Here is a 14,050-nt window from a genome sequence, read left to right as displayed (position 1 = left end):
AGACCGAATAACAATGCTTTCAAATGATTTTTTCTTAACATTCACATAAAAATATGCAAGGTTTGAATAAGATAAACCAAACGAAGTCGTAACGGGGGGTGAATCGTAATGGATTGTAACCATTTGCAAGACGTACGTGCAAAGGTTGTCCGTGAAATTACTGGTCTTACAGAGCAACAACTTAATGCGAAACAACGTCATGATGTTTGGAGTATCGGTCAAATTTGTCATCATTTAATCTTGTCCGAAGGAGCGTTTGCTGATGCAATTGAGCAAGGACAAAAAAACGATCAAGAATCAGTGGTGCGCGAAAAGCCGATTGAGCGCACACTTGATCGTTCTGTAAAAACGGATGCTCCAAAAAACATTCTGCCAAATGATGGTCCGTTTCAAGTTAGTCAGATTTTAGAAGGGTTTGAGCATTCAAGACGCCATTTTTTACGAGTGATAGAGCGTATCTCGCCAGAAGAAGATTATACACATAAATCAGTAAGGCATCCTAAATTCGGACGGCTGTCAATTAAACAATGGATCGAATTATTACCTTACCACGAAACACGGCATATTGAACAAATTCAAGAGTTGAAAGCTGATCTATCGATTAATGTGTAAAAGAGCCGTAATTCGGCTCTTTGTTCATTTTAACCTTGTAACGTTCTCCATAAATAAAACACAGCGTACGCTTCAAATCCACGCCAATGCTTCGTATAACCCATGATCGTTTCCTTTGATGGTTTATCCTGCGAATGCAGAACATGTTTCATCGCATTTTGAAAGCCTACATCGTCAATTGGAAAGGCACGTGCATATCGTAAGCAACGCATTAGCACATAATTTGCAGTCCAAGGACCAATGCCACGAATGCTCATAAGTTGTTTTTCAGCAGATTCTAGTTCAGAGGAAAGCAGTGTTTTGGAAAGTGAACCTTCCGCAATACATTTTGCAACATGAATTAGGTATTCACTTTTTCTACGGCTTAGTTGTAAAGGTAGTAAGTCATTAACAGAAAGTTCAGCGATTGTAGTTGGTTTTGGAAAAAGAGAGAGTGAATGATTGTTGAAAAGTACGGTTTGACCATAGGTCTCAACAAGTCGTTTCTTTAATGTGTAGGCGAAGGTTAAGTTCACTTGTTGACCGATAATTCCCCAAGTAAGTGCCTCAAACAAATCAGGAATTCCGATGAGACGTAACCCTCTATAATCCTTAATAACATTGGAAAGCAAAGGATCTTCTGTCGCCATTTCATAGAACGAAAATAGTGGATAGTGAAGATCAAGCCATTCAGTAACAAAATCGTGTACGACTTGAGAGTTTCCTTCAAATGTATCAATCCGTAATTTGTCTTCATGATTAGAGAGTTGGAAGATGTGGGTGTGATCGTCAACTTCAATTGCTCGAGTGATCTTGTTGTCTTCAATTGCATACATCGGTTCAAGAGGAGAGCGCATTAAATAGGCGAGATTCTGTTCAAATGAAAATGAATAGATAAGAACACCTCCAGTATGTAACGTAATCATATCTCTTAAATTACCTTCTAGTGTAACAAACAGAGAGAGAGAACGACTGTGTTATTGAAAAATAGGTTACGCGAATCGTCAAAGACGTGAGTGAGGAGGAGTCATGGATAGTATTATATTTGATTTAGATGGAACACTTTGGGATTCTAGCGATGTTGTAGTCAATACGTGGCAATCGAAGCTCTCGTATGATTCACGAATTAAGCAGACGATTACTAAAGAAGACCTTCAAGGTGTAATGGGCTTACAAATGGAGGAGATTGGGGAACGATTATTCCCAAACTTAACAAGCGAAGAGCGAGAGACGTTACTCAAGCAAGTGAGTAACGCGGAAAATGAGGCGTTGCGTCAACAGGGTGGAAGGCTATATGAACATGTGGAGTCTACGCTCGAACAATTGGCGTCTCGTTACCAATTGTACATCGTCAGTAATTGTCAAGATGGGTATATTGAGGCATTTTACCATTATCACAACTTAGGGAAATACTTTCGTGACTATGAGAACCCTGGAAGAACAGGCCTATCTAAAGCTGAGAACATACAGCTGGTAATAAGTCGTAACCAATTAAACGCTTCTGTCTATGTTGGTGATACGTTGGGTGATCAAGAAGCAGCCAAAAAAGCAGGCATTCCGTTTATCTATGCGAGTTATGGATTTGGTGACGTAAAAACTTATGACAAGATGATTCACCAACCGAAGGAACTTCTTCAAATTTTATAGAAAAACACCCTTCACTTTTGAAGGGTGTTACATAGAATAAAGTTCGAGCTCAACTTCAATTCGAAATTGCAATTTCTCCAAACACTCTTCAGGCTATCACCAAAAATTCGATTGCCATTCACGAGTGCAAACGGTCGAAGTGCACAAAGTCCACAAGTAGACAGACATTCTGACTCAATCACGTCAACTTCGGGATACTTCTCTTCAAGAATTGATTCGATCTCAAGCTTTGTAATGGCGTTGCTTTGGCATAATTCAACGATGATAATCCCCACTGAACAATCATCCTTCTTGCATCGCTACCTTAGCGTGTAACGGGGATGAAAGTCAACGAGCAGACTTGCGCTTCGGATAGATGAACACAACACGAATTAATATCACTGTGAGATAAACAATACTAATCCCAATCCAGATCGTTTCAAGTAAAGCAGAACCAATCAATATTGTAATTCCAAGTCCAATTACAGGTAGAATAGCCGCAAACGCAGCAATTTTATATAACATAAAAAAAGTTCATTTTGCGGTGTGCAAATTTCGCAACAAGCAGTGCAAGCAATGTAATCGCGACAAGCGGGATGAGTACAGATAAGACGAAAAACGGATAATAAACAAAGAAAAAGAAAACGAGAAAGATCGGCAAAGCGACCTCTGCAGCCATATTTTCGCCGGATAATGCCATTTGGACACCTAAGGGTAGGCTAACTAGCAATAAGATAAAACAGAGGAAAACAATCGGTAAGCCAAAACCTTCACGGTTTAACGTAAAGACGGCCTCTTTTTGAGGGAGGCGAATACTATTTCTTAAAAAGTCGAGCATCGTTTTCATAGCGACTGCCTTTCTATACTTGTAGTCAACAAGACTAGTATACTAAATCTTACTTTGAGATTCGAGGCTATTCATCGTATTGTCATCTTTCAATGCAACACATGATTCAAGGCTTGTCTACGCCAATATAAAAAAGTTTGAATTATCATAAATTAAAAGCAACTCGTATGTAAGTAACGATCATACATCAATAGTGCCTCTTGAATAAACTACATATAGACAAAAAGAGACGAATCAACAATTATTTCCCGGGAAATCGACAATGAAAAATGTAGCTAGGGGAAGATCCCCTGCTACATTCGTCGACCACTTACAAGTTGAACGATGAGAACGACGAGGGCAACAACGAGTAAAAGGTGAATAAGTCCTCCTCCAACTCCGCCGATTAGTCCTAACGCCCATAAAACTACAATAATTAATAGCAATGTCCAAAGCATGTATGTTCCTCCTTATTCGTTTGGAATCACTGTCTCACTCAAGTTTATGATTGTTCGTCCGAGGGAATGCATACATTATCTGTTGGAGGTGGGCTTGTGGGAATAAAGAAGCGTTTGTATCACGGGATCATGTCTGCAGTTGTTCTTGGAATAATTTCCCTTATTATTAGCTTTTCAAAGGGTCAAATGGATTGGGCAAGTTTATGTTTTCTCTCTGTTGCTGGCGTTATATTTGGTGCTGGCATCTTGCCAATTTTAGTGCGTGGTCGAAGAAATCGATCAAAAGTCTAATGCGTTATTCTCATAAGCAAAGCCATTAAAAGATGAAAGTAATCGAACGTACATCTATACTTATGAACGTGCTATAGTTAACGTAATACCTGCAAGAAATTCATTGGAGGGACGAAGGTGCAGCCAAAAATTACGAGTATAACGATAACGGTTCATAATTTAGACCGTGCGTATCGCTTTTATAAGGACGTGTTCGAGTTACCTTTCGAGCAAATTTTAATTGAAAGTGATCATATTGCCTTTTTCTTTGAACAAGGCATATCCGTCGTTTTAATGGAAGGCGTAATAGAAGAGCCTTCTCTAATGTTCACTCAAGAGGCCACATCAACGTTGGAAGTCGACCAACTTATTAGAAGAGCCAGGGAAGCTGGAGCTGAAATCGTTGAAGTGCCATTGGAGGAACAAGGTACGTACGCGGGGATGTTTCAAGATCTTGATGGGTACCATTGGGAAGTCATTTCTTGGAACACGTGAGTCGTATATAGTCTGAAAAAGAGACAAGGATGAATGCTAACATTCGCCTTGTTTCTTTTTTTGAGCGTGATAGGTGAATGTAGTATTTCACTGGTGAAATTCCTTATTTTGTAATTTTTCCTCAATTTAGGTTTGGGGAAAAGGCTGTTTTGGGTATAGTACAGCACACAAAGATGGGGGGAGGCGTTCGTACTGAGGTGGAAGTATGTAATTTTTCTAGTTGTCTATGTTTTACTCGTAGCGTGTAGCTCAGAGGCAAGAGCTTTTAGAGATTTTCAAGAGCGCCTTCCGGTGGAATTTACAATGAAGGAAGTAGAACTAGAAGAAGTAGCGAGTTATTCGTGGGAAGACGTTGAAATTCGAATCAACTACTTGTCTTCAATTATAGGAGAAAATGAGTCTACCTATACGTTTCAAAAAAAGGAGCTCGACGAGACGATAACAGAAGTAACCTTAATTCTAGATAATCTTGACGATCCGGGTAACTACTATAATAGAAGTGTTCAATTATTCATTGATACTGAGGATGACGATCGTGTTGAAATTGTTGACCTTAAATCGACGAGTGAAGGAGAATCAAATGTTCGTTGGCTCGAACATGACACGTATATGACGTATGATGAGGAATGGACAGTCATTCACGTTAGAGGAGAGTGGCAAGGAACCTATTTAATTGATAATCAAGAGCTTTCTTTTACAGAGCAAGATCATTGGAAAGTGCTAATAAACCCAGAAACGATGGCAGTAAGGTTAGGAGAATAGAAAAGCGATGCGGTATTTCGATGTCGAAGTGCCGATTTTTTTATGCTTATATGTCGGTTCAAGAGAGAGAAGTTTTTAATTTATGATACATACTATTAATATTCTAAAAACTATGACATAATTAACCCACAGTTAAAGGCTGTAAGAATTTAGGAGGTGCCCTAATGTTCACAATCGTAAGAGTTCGAAATGGGGTTACAGAAACCCTAAAGGACTCTAGCAGCCACTTGGAGAAAATCTTTGTCGATTCGATTACTGCAAGTCATTTAGCGTTTGCATTAAATCGTCATTTATTACCAAATGCAACAAAGTGGGAAATTAGATCAATCTAACATAGAAGTGACATGAAGTGAGCGGTGCTCACTCTTTTTTTATGAGTTTTTGTGATTCCGACGTTTATGTCGAGAACTGTTAGTGGAATAGAAAGGAAAAGGTTCTAGATATAAAGGAGGAATCTAGTTGAAAGTAGCGTTTAGACTTGCGATTGTGCATATCATTACATTTATTATTATGATCATCTTAAATTATAGCTCTGCAACGAATGTTGGAGATGTAGCTAATCAAGATCAGCCACTGATTCAACCAGCTGGTTTTGCGTTTTCAATTTGGGGAGTTATTTATGTACTATTATTCATCTGGATTTTACGAACGTTTGTAAGTGGGCGTTCTACGAGAGGGGTCTATGAAAGAGTAGGCATTCTACCATCAATTAACTTTTTATTAAATGGTGCATGGATTATTGCTTTTACTCAACAATGGCTCGTCGTATCGACGATTATTATTTTCTTGTTGTTAATTACACTTGTTGTGATGTATTTAAGAATTACGAATTCACGAGACGCTAAGTTCTTTGATCGCTTGCCTTTCTCTATGTACTTAGGCTGGATCACTGTGGCAAGCATCGCGAATGTATTTGTTACATTCGTTCAAAATGATGTACCAACGTTTCTCGGTTTAAATGAAATGGCTTGGTCAGTTATTATGTTGTTGATTGGAGCTGCATTAGCAGTTGGTATTACGCTCTATTTCAAAGATGTGATTTATCCACTCGTGATCGTATGGTCATATGTAGCAATCTTTGCTGAAACACCATCTACTTTCATACAAGTTATAACGGTCGTAAGTGTGATTGTTATTCTAGCAATGTTTTTACTTGTCGTACGACAAAAAGCACGTCAACGCTCTCGTTAAGGAGTGTTGACGCTACTCGTAATCATCGTGTGAATGTGCGTGTTGAGTGTTGACGCGCTTGCATGTTCTTCAGGGTTTACTAAAGGATGAACGGTGACCACGACATGTGCTGGTTTAATCTTACCGTCATTTTCTTCCATGACGCGATAAGAGCCACTAATGCTCACAGGTAAGATCTGCACACCTGCTTTTTTAGCCATTCTAGCGCCAGCGTTGCTAAACGATTGCACTGAATGGTCTTTACTTCGATGGCCTTCTGGGAAAATACAAAGTGGCGTACCGTGATTCACTTGCTCGCCGCCTTTAGAGAGTTGGCGCACAGATTGCCTTGGGTCGGATTGATCAATAAAGATGCATCGTTTTAACGTCATCCAAGTACCGAAGAATGGAACCTTTTGTAGTGAGGTTTTTGCGATAAAAGCAAGATTTGGATTGATGTGAGATAAAAGAATTGGAATGTCGAAGTTTCCTTGATGATTAGAAACGAGCACGTAACGATTGTCATCAGGAATATTTTCTTTTCCGTTTACGACAACTTCAGTTTTTGCAATGCGCAACGTACGATCAGATAAAATTTTGGCAAATTGATTCGTTTTATTATACGCGTGCTCGTCTTGCTTGCGTTTAAGTATTATCATCGACGGAAGAATACGTAGCAAGTAGAGTGCAGCATGTGTATAGGCTAAAAAAGTCCTCATGATATGTCTCACCTCTTAAAATCAGTACGAGAGTACTATACCGCGTCAGTTATTCGTTATCAACTACTTTGAATGACAGGAAATCAACAATTTATAAGGAGTGAACGATTTTGAAAAAACCATTCGAATCATTTACACAAACCATTGTAGAAATTGAACGACTACAAGAATTTCCTGAACAAGATCTCGTGGATCCAATTGAGGAAGGAAAATGGTCAATTCGAGAAATCGTTGCTCATTTGAACGCTTGGGACGAACAATGCTTACACAACTGGTTACCAGATATGAAAGAAGGTGCTGTCTTGGAAGCATTTCCAGAAGTAGAGCAGTTTAACAAAGAACAGTTGCAAGTACGAGAAGAACTAGGTGTAAAAGAGATTATTTCGGCATTCACAACAGACCGTCGAAAACTTGTGCATCAATTATCGACGGTAGACCCTGAGGTTCGATTTACAATTGGCGAGGGGAAACGTGAATTTTCTGCGGAAAGCTTTGCGAAAATGTTTGCTAAACACGATCAACATCACCTTGAACAAATTCATACAAAATTAAATGATCAATGAGCAATGTTTTCTGCTAATTTTCATATGAAAAGCCTTACAATTACACATGCAAAAATTGACGAATATTTTTTGCATTAAAGGTGTTGACAGTCCTTCAGAATAGGAGTACTCTAGTCTCCGGCTACCATAAATAACATTGTTGGCAAATTGTCACATTCATCATTTTTGGAGCCTAATTTTCCGTGCTGTAGGTAAATGAAATGGATTTTCTTATCTTACGTGCATAAGCTGTATAGATTCACAGCACGAGACTGCAATGTTGGAGGATTAGGGGATGAAGTACTACGAGTTCTTTGCGCCATTTTATGCGTTAGTAAAGGCACCGACGAAGCAGAAGGCAATGAGTATCTATAAAAAAAGAGTTTGGGAGAATGGGCCAGATGACTGGAGAGAATGTTCTAGAGATTACGCCCTTATGCGTTTTGCAATGGACCATCATCCAGCAACGACCGACATTCCAGTCACACTCAATGAATTTACAGATACTGATGCCGATGTTTTAATCGTCACATGCCAACCTGGTGGGTTACAAAACGCAAACTAATATGAATGAACATACGCTGCGAGCGATTGCAGCGTTTTATTTTTGTCTGAATGTGGGAAGCTTAGACAACGTTATGATTAATAATGAAAAAATTTACGCAGCTTATCCGTTAAAAACTTGTCACGATTTAGTTCCGACTTAATAGAAAAAAGCATGTAGGATAGAATAGAAGAAAGGGGAATTATTTTATGAAATATCTAGTTTCTGTGACGATTGCGGTAGCAGTACTTGTTATTGCAGGCTTCTACTTTTTCTACCCTGGCAGTCAAGATACAATGGAACAAATTGAAGTAGCAACACAACCTACCCTCGGTGAAGAAGAGGCTGAAGTGACGATTATTGAGTTTGGTGATTATAAGTGCCCAGCTTGTAAAGTTTGGGATGAGACGGTTTTTCAACAACTAAAAGACGATTACATAGAGAATGGACAAGCGAATTTCGCGTTAATTAATGCTCCTTTCCACGGTGCAGAATCAATGCTTGCAGCTCTTGCTAGTGAGTCGGTTTGGCACAATCATCCTGAGGCGTTTTGGGAATACCATGAGGCACTTTACCATGCACAACCTGAAGCAGCAGGGCATGACGCCCAGTGGGTGACCGTTGATGAGTTACTGCGTGTTGCTGCTGAAGACGTCGACCAAGAGATCGACCTTGAGATTCTGACGAATGATCTGTTAGATCAAACGTATAGCGAGCAGGTTGAGGAAGATATTGATCTTGTTCAAGAACATGACATTCAATTAACGCCAACGATTGTTATCAATGGTCATGTAATAGAAGACCCTTTTGATTACGAAGAAATCGTTAAGACGATTGAGGCAGAATTGTAATAAATAAAGTGCTAAGCAATGATCGTTGTAAGACGTCATTGCCTTTTATATGTAGAAACAACGCTAACGCCATTCAACGAATTTATAGATATACATAATAATGAATAAAGAGAATTTAAATTTTTAGGCGTTAAGATAGGCAGTTGCATGATTTCATTCGTTGTTTCCCATGCTATACTAATACGTAGTGTAAAAGGGGTTTGATACATCATGTCACAACAAAAAGTGACGGCGTATATTACTCGAGAATACGCTGGCGAAACACAGTTACTAACGCTAACTTCTGAGGATACGAATTGGGCAGGTGTAGAAGTACCTGGTGGCACCGTTGATCCTGGAGAAACGTTAGAACAAGCATTGTATAGAGAGATTGCTGAAGAATCTGGAATTTCTAAAAATCAATTAATGATGGTTCATTATTTGGGTCACAATACCTATCAATCACGCACAACGCAAGAAATCATGACAAGACACAATTACCATTTGATCTTTACGGGTGATAGTAAACATGCGTTTACACATAGTGTAGAAAGCAATGACATTGATCATGGATGGCTCTATCACTATGAATGGAAGACGATGAATATCAATCACGTAATAAAACTCGCGGACAAATTGCAACCTGGTTTAGTTGAACTGTACAAATTGCTTTAAAAGACGAGCCACGAGTTCGTCTTTTTTGAATCAAAAAATAGCTGTATGAGCCTGTTACTATTTGAGCATATTAAGCAAAGGAACATAGAAATGCACGAAAAATACACATTTCCGTTCATATCCAAAATGAAAGCAAAGGCTTGATAGCACTGAATTTTTTAGTGGAAAAGCAGATGAATAAACATTCATCTAAAAAAAAATATAGACAAATAGCAAACATACATAATATGATGTATCTACTGTTTGAGAAAGAAGTCGACGAAACTTTCCAATCACATCTCAAAAGGAAATTAACGATATTATTTAACGATTGTGAACTATTAGATTATATTGTTTGCCATGTGGTTTAGGGGAGGAATTTTAATGAGTTTAACAAAAAAGATTATAATTGCATTAATTGCCGGCCTAATTGTCGGTCTTTCTTTAAATGCATTTCTACCTACAGAAACGTTTAATCAGATTGATTACTACCTACTTAGCCCAGTAGGAGACATTTTCTTAAGAGCAATCTCCATGCTCGTTGTCCCGCTCGTATTCTTCTCGTTAGTGCTTGGAGCTGCGAGCATGAGCGATGTAAAACGACTTGGACGTATCGGTGGTTTCACCATGGGTTTTTATTTATTAACGACACCGATAGCGCTTACAATTGGTATTGCTGTTGCGTACCTTTTACAACCAGGTACAGAGGCTTAATGACCCAAGACATGGAGGGTTACGAGCCGAATGAAGCACCACCGATCATGGAGACGCTCGTAAATATTATCCCGAACAACCCTGTTGAATCATTAGCAACAGGTGAGATGCTACAAATTATCGTCTTTGCTTTACTGATCGGTTTCGGTATTGCAATGCTAGGTGAGAAGACAAAAGGTTTATTAAGTCTCGTAGAACAAGCAAATGAAGTCATGATTTGGCTCGTTAAACTTGTCATGAAGCTCGCGCCATTCGGTGCTTTTGCATTAATCGCATCGGCCATTGGAGAACTTGGCTGGGGCGCATTACAATCAATGTTTATGTATATGCTTGCAATTATTCTTGCATTAGGAATTCAAATGATGCTCATTTATGGTGGACTCGTCTCCGTATGGGGGCGAATGAATCCTATTGCATTCTTTAAAGGCTTTATGCCAGCGATGGCAGTTGCTTTTAGTACGTCAAGTAGTTCTGCAACACTACCAGTTACCATGCGCTCAGCAGAAGAGAATTTAGGCGTACCTAAATCGATTAGCTCCTTTACACTACCGTTAGGTGCAACGATCAATATGGACGGTACGGCGATTATGCAAGCTGTGGCTACGATTTTCTTAGCGCAAGTTTATGCTGTTGACCTAGGAGTAACAGAGTTACTAACAATTATTCTTACAGCAACACTCGCAAGCTTAGGTACGGCCAGTGTTCCAGGTGCCGGTATCATTATGCTTGCAATGGTATTACAATCAGTAGGAATTCCGCTCGACGGTATTGCATTAATTCTAGCCGTAGACCGTATTCTAGACATGTCACGTACCGCTGTTAATATTACAGGTGACGCTGCTGCATCCGTTATTGTTGCTCGAATGGAAAAGAAGCGTGATTACAAAAATGCAGACGAATTATCATAAGGATGAGTGCTTAGGCACTCGTCTTTTTTTGTATACTCATATGGAATAAGTAACACATTCGCAATTCTCTTATTTTTATATAGTCATTATTTCAATTGCATACTTATTATTATTAATGTATATTAATAAATATAGAAATGAGGGAATGTCATGAAGACAGCAATTCAATCTACAAATACAAAAATGACTAATCATAAATTAAAGTTTTTAATACCGACGATTATCGGCGCATTTTTATTTCTTATTCCACTTCCTATCGATGGACAATGGCTTGTACTTATTGCCGTCTTGGCGAATAGTGTTCAAAGCTTTCTTGAGCCCATGATTGTTGAGCTACTCGTAGCCGTGTTATTTTTCTCTGGTTTTGGTTCGCTATTAGCAACGATGACAAAGCCAGAATGGCTCATGAAATCAAATCTTCATCCACTTGTTGTCGTTCATCCAATCTGGCTATCCATTCGTGTTGTTGGTGCCGTGTTTGCTGTTCTCGTTTACTTTCAAATTGGACCAACAGTCGTTTTGCATGAAACGACCGGAGGAGAGGTTTTAACAGGACTTTTACCGACTCTCGCTGTTTGGACGTTTGTGATGGGGATGCTACTTCCTCTTCTCGTTAACTACGGTCTGATGGAATGGCTTGGAACGATGGCACGTAAAGTGATGCGTCCGTTCTTCCAACTTCCAGGTAGATCTGCAGTTGATGCGATGGCATCATGGATGGGTAACAACATGGTAAGTATTTTAATTACAATTGATCAATATGAAAATGGCTATTATACAAAGAAAGAATCAGCGGTCATTGTAACAAACTTTACAATTACGAGCATCGGCTTTGCATTAATTATTGCTTCAATGTTAGAACTCGAAGGCATGTTCTTACCTTTCTATGGAACGGTACTCGTAGGGGTGTTTGTTGCAGCAATCATCTGCCCAAGAATTCCACCACTTTCTAAAATGCAAAATGAGTATTACGGTCCAGTTGGGAAACAAATAAAAGAAGAAGTACCAAACAATCAATCAACGTTATCATTTGCGTTTGAACGAGCAGTTCAAAAAGCGGCTCAATCAGACAAGCCTGTACAAATCGTTAAAAAAGGATTGTTCAATGCTACGGATATTTGGCTAGGGATGCTTCCGATTGTTATGGCGATTGGTACACTGGCACTAATCATTGCTGAGTTCACAAGCTTTTTCCAAATCATTTCGTATCCGTTAATTCCAATCCTGGAATGGATGCAAATTCCTGAAGCGCACTTAGCAGCTCCTGCACTACTTGTAGGCTTTGCAGACATGTTCTTGCCAGCGATCCTCGCAAGTGGTATAGAGAGCGAACTGACTCGTTTCGTAGTTGGTGCTGTTTCTCTCACGCAGCTCATCTATTTATCTGAAATTGGCGTTATGCTAATCCGCTCAAAGATTCCTGTGAACTTCTGGCAACTGCTCGCACTTTTCTTAATCCGTACAGCGATTACACTACCGATCGTTGTTTTCATTGCTCATTTCATTATTTTTTAAGTATAATAAAGCAAACGATGTTGAGGCTCCCGAGCGGGCCTCTTTTCTATAGAAGGAGACGTTTTCGTGTCACATAATAATTGGAATCACCTTATTGAGAAATTACCAGAGCGTTTAGCGCCGAGTATGGCAAAAGATCACCCGAATTTACCGGTCGTCAAAGAAGAAGGCGTCTATTATTACGGTCTTGATGGCAAGGAATACCTTGATTTCACGTCAGGCATTGCCGTAACAAATGTCGGTCATCGTCACCCGAAAGTTGTTCAAGCAATCAAAGATGCTGCGGACGAGTTAACTCACGGACCGATTGGTGTGATCCAATATGAATCAATTTTGAAGTATGCTGATGAATTGGCAAACGTCATGCCTGGGGATTTAGACTGCTTTTTCTTTGGCAATAGCGGGACAGAAGCAATCGAAGGCGCGTTAAAGCTGGCTCGTCATGTTACGAAAAAGCCGTACGTAATTTCTTTTGTCGGAGGATTTCACGGCCGTACACTCGGGTCGCTAGCGGTAAGTACATCAAAAGCGAAATACCGTAAACATCAACCAGTTAGTGGAACGTACCAAATTCCATATTACGATCCGAGCGATGATGAGCAGGAGGCGATTCAAAAACTTGATGACCAGTTTGATAAGCTCTTCGCGCATCAAGTGGAAGCAGAAGAAGTTGCAGCGGTCATTATGGAACCAGTGCTCGGTGAAGGCGGCTATGTAATCCCTCCAAAAGGATGGGTACAACGCATCCGAGAAATTTGCGATGAAAAAGGATTTCTCTTGATTTTTGATGAAGTACAAACCGGCTTTGGACGTACGGGAGAATGGTTCGCATCAGACGTATTTGACGTTGTGCCAGACATTATGGCGATTGCTAAAGCCATGGCTTCAGGACAACCGATCAGTGCAACCGTTGCTAATCATCAATTAATGCAACAATGGCCACTCGGAAGTCACGCCACAACATACGGTGGCAATCCGATCGGCTGTCGCGTCGGACTCGCAACGCTAGAAGTACTAAAAGAAGAAGAATTGATAACAAATGCAAAGAACGTCGGTGCATACGCACACGAACAATTAGAAAAGCTCAAAGAGAAGCATCCTATGATCGGTAGCATTCGCTCACTCGGTCTCATGATCGGCATTGAAATCATAGATCCAGAAACAGGAAAACCTGACGGAGTACGTTCTATGCGCATACTCGATCTTGCCCTTGAAGAAGGCGTTCTTTTTTACTTTTGTGGCAACAAAGGCGAAGTGATCCGCATGATTCCACCGCTCACCGTCACTAAAGAGCAAATTGACGATGGACTGCGGATGTTGGATATCGCACTAGGACGCCTTAGTTGAACTAGTGCTCTGATGTAGTTAGCAGCGTGCGAGGTGTAGCAAGAGCCAGGCGTGGTGTAGCAAGAGCCAAGCGCGGGAG

19 protein-coding genes and 1 pseudogene are annotated in these 14,050 nt (G+C 39.9%); 14 read left to right on the top strand and 6 right to left on the bottom strand.

Going from position 1 to position 14,050, the window contains the following annotated elements; genetic code table 11:
• Positions 1-108: 108 nt before the first annotated feature.
• Entirely contained in the window at positions 109-612 is a 504-nt protein-coding gene (locus JCM19038_RS09040; RefSeq protein ID WP_042417017.1) for a DinB family protein, read from the top strand.
• 29 nt (positions 613-641) lie between these two features.
• Here JCM19038_RS09040 and JCM19038_RS09035 read toward each other — a convergent pair whose 3' ends face one another.
• Positions 642-1,514 carry a DNA-3-methyladenine glycosylase gene (locus JCM19038_RS09035; RefSeq protein WP_373902784.1) on the bottom strand — a complete coding sequence of 291 codons (873 nt, stop codon included), beginning with the start codon at positions 1,512-1,514 and terminating at the stop codon, positions 642-644.
• A gap of 106 nt (positions 1,515-1,620) precedes the next feature.
• Here JCM19038_RS09035 and JCM19038_RS09030 point away from each other — a divergent pair, with 106 nt between their 5' ends.
• Entirely contained in the window at positions 1,621-2,238 is a 618-nt protein-coding gene (locus JCM19038_RS09030; RefSeq protein WP_042417011.1) for an HAD family hydrolase, read from the top strand.
• Positions 2,239-2,249: 11 nt separating this feature from the next.
• Here JCM19038_RS09030 and JCM19038_RS09025 read toward each other — a convergent pair whose 3' ends face one another.
• From JCM19038_RS09025 to JCM19038_RS22265, 4 genes are all read right to left on the bottom strand, one after another.
• Positions 2,250-2,513 (bottom strand): DUF1450 domain-containing protein, encoded by a 264-nt coding sequence (locus tag JCM19038_RS09025; protein ID WP_307190001.1) that lies wholly within the window; start codon positions 2,511-2,513, stop codon positions 2,250-2,252.
• 52 nt (positions 2,514-2,565) lie between these two features.
• The gene (locus JCM19038_RS22765) at positions 2,566-2,742 is read right to left on the bottom strand and encodes a hypothetical protein (RefSeq protein WP_193745092.1); all 177 of its coding nucleotides are present in this window, start codon (positions 2,740-2,742) and stop codon (positions 2,566-2,568) included.
• Positions 2,732-3,064: a hypothetical protein gene (locus JCM19038_RS09020; RefSeq protein WP_042417008.1), complete on the bottom strand. Its 333-nt coding sequence runs from the start codon at positions 3,062-3,064 to the stop codon at positions 2,732-2,734. The genes JCM19038_RS22765 and JCM19038_RS09020 overlap by 11 nt, the downstream gene beginning before the upstream one ends.
• Before the next feature lie 293 nt (positions 3,065-3,357).
• Positions 3,358-3,501 (bottom strand): lmo0937 family membrane protein, encoded by a 144-nt coding sequence (locus JCM19038_RS22265; protein WP_152549385.1) that lies wholly within the window; start codon positions 3,499-3,501, stop codon positions 3,358-3,360.
• Positions 3,502-3,597: 96 nt separating this feature from the next.
• On the opposite strand from JCM19038_RS22265, the gene JCM19038_RS09015 reads away from it, so the two are divergent.
• The 5 genes from JCM19038_RS09015 (at position 3,598) to JCM19038_RS09000 (ending at position 6,219) form a co-directional block, all read left to right on the top strand.
• A complete protein-coding gene (locus JCM19038_RS09015) occupies positions 3,598-3,792 on the top strand; it encodes a hypothetical protein (RefSeq protein ID WP_042417005.1) in 195 nt (64 codons plus the stop codon).
• Between the two features lie 117 nt (positions 3,793-3,909).
• Entirely contained in the window at positions 3,910-4,266 is a 357-nt protein-coding gene (locus JCM19038_RS09010; RefSeq protein WP_042417001.1) for a VOC family protein, read from the top strand.
• Between the two features lie 303 nt (positions 4,267-4,569).
• On the top strand, positions 4,570-5,028 hold the full coding sequence (locus JCM19038_RS09005) for a hypothetical protein (protein ID WP_152549384.1): 459 nt from the start codon (positions 4,570-4,572) through the stop codon (positions 5,026-5,028).
• Between the two features lie 164 nt (positions 5,029-5,192).
• Complete coding sequence (locus tag JCM19038_RS22760) at positions 5,193-5,360, top strand: hypothetical protein (protein ID WP_193745091.1); 168 nt, start codon at positions 5,193-5,195, stop codon at positions 5,358-5,360.
• A 127-nt stretch (positions 5,361-5,487) separates the two neighbouring features.
• Entirely contained in the window at positions 5,488-6,219 is a 732-nt protein-coding gene (locus JCM19038_RS09000; protein WP_052361328.1) for a tryptophan-rich sensory protein, read from the top strand.
• Here the strand turns inward: JCM19038_RS09000 and JCM19038_RS08995 are convergent.
• On the bottom strand, positions 6,216-6,917 hold the full coding sequence (locus JCM19038_RS08995; protein ID WP_052361325.1) for a 1-acyl-sn-glycerol-3-phosphate acyltransferase: 702 nt from the start codon (positions 6,915-6,917) through the stop codon (positions 6,216-6,218). The two genes, JCM19038_RS09000 and JCM19038_RS08995, sit on opposite strands and share 4 nt — an antisense overlap.
• A gap of 110 nt (positions 6,918-7,027) precedes the next feature.
• On the opposite strand from JCM19038_RS08995, the gene JCM19038_RS08990 reads away from it, so the two are divergent.
• The 7 genes and pseudogenes from JCM19038_RS08990 to JCM19038_RS08960 all read left to right on the top strand — a co-directional run bounded on the left by JCM19038_RS08990 (position 7,028) and on the right by JCM19038_RS08960 (position 13,971).
• Positions 7,028-7,480 carry a DinB family protein gene (locus JCM19038_RS08990; RefSeq protein WP_042416996.1) on the top strand — a complete coding sequence of 151 codons (453 nt, stop codon included), beginning with the start codon at positions 7,028-7,030 and terminating at the stop codon, positions 7,478-7,480.
• A 274-nt stretch (positions 7,481-7,754) separates the two neighbouring features.
• Positions 7,755-8,024, top strand: a complete 270-nt coding sequence (locus tag JCM19038_RS08985; protein ID WP_042358600.1) for a hypothetical protein — start codon at positions 7,755-7,757, stop codon at positions 8,022-8,024.
• A 188-nt stretch (positions 8,025-8,212) separates the two neighbouring features.
• Positions 8,213-8,854, top strand: coding sequence for a DsbA family protein (locus tag JCM19038_RS08980; RefSeq protein WP_042416994.1), 642 nt, complete (start codon positions 8,213-8,215; stop codon positions 8,852-8,854).
• A gap of 210 nt (positions 8,855-9,064) precedes the next feature.
• Positions 9,065-9,508: an NUDIX domain-containing protein gene (locus tag JCM19038_RS08975; RefSeq protein ID WP_042416990.1), complete on the top strand. Its 444-nt coding sequence runs from the start codon at positions 9,065-9,067 to the stop codon at positions 9,506-9,508.
• A gap of 363 nt (positions 9,509-9,871) precedes the next feature.
• Positions 9,872-11,109, top strand: a pseudogene (locus JCM19038_RS08970) (dicarboxylate/amino acid:cation symporter).
• Between the two features lie 150 nt (positions 11,110-11,259).
• On the top strand, positions 11,260-12,624 hold the full coding sequence (locus JCM19038_RS08965; protein ID WP_042416987.1) for a YjiH family protein: 1,365 nt from the start codon (positions 11,260-11,262) through the stop codon (positions 12,622-12,624).
• A 66-nt stretch (positions 12,625-12,690) separates the two neighbouring features.
• Positions 12,691-13,971 (top strand): aspartate aminotransferase family protein, encoded by a 1,281-nt coding sequence (locus tag JCM19038_RS08960; RefSeq protein ID WP_042416984.1) that lies wholly within the window; start codon positions 12,691-12,693, stop codon positions 13,969-13,971.
• Positions 13,972-14,050 lie beyond the last annotated feature (79 nt).

The sequence above is a fragment of the Geomicrobium sp. JCM 19038 genome (assembly GCF_000698125.1).
Classification (GTDB): Bacteria; Bacillota; Bacilli; order Bacillales; family Marinococcaceae; genus Geomicrobium_A.
Note: the sequence above shows the minus strand (reverse complement) of the source record. Positions and strands in the feature narration are given on the sequence as shown.